The organism is Streptomyces sp. NRRL S-495, from assembly GCF_000966955.1.
In the GTDB taxonomy this organism is placed as follows: Bacteria; Actinomycetota; Actinomycetes; order Streptomycetales; family Streptomycetaceae; genus Kitasatospora; species Kitasatospora purpeofusca.
Map to the genome: position 1 here is coordinate 1 of NZ_JZWY01000750.1, position 227 is coordinate 227.

The window sequence follows — 227 nt, forward strand, 5'->3', positions numbered from 1 at the left end:
GCCCGAGGCTCTCCACTTCGTCCACTGGGGCGGCCGCCTCAGCCCCGCCCAGGAATCCACCGCCGCCCTCCACCGACCCCCGCACACCGTCACCGCCGTCCACTGGCTCCACCGCGCCCAACTCGCCGACGCCATGCACCCCGACCACCACCGCCGCACCACCCACGCCCTCGACGCCCTCACCCGCGGCGCCCACCTCCCCTTCCTCCTCCGCGGCACCCCCGCCG

The 227-nt window shown here is 77.1% G+C and carries 1 protein-coding gene; it reads left to right on the forward strand.

The window, feature by feature from the left end; translation table 11 throughout:
- A partial coding sequence (locus tag VR45_RS32575) for a hypothetical protein (RefSeq protein WP_045943490.1) occupies positions 1 to 227 on the forward strand: 227 nt, incomplete at both ends.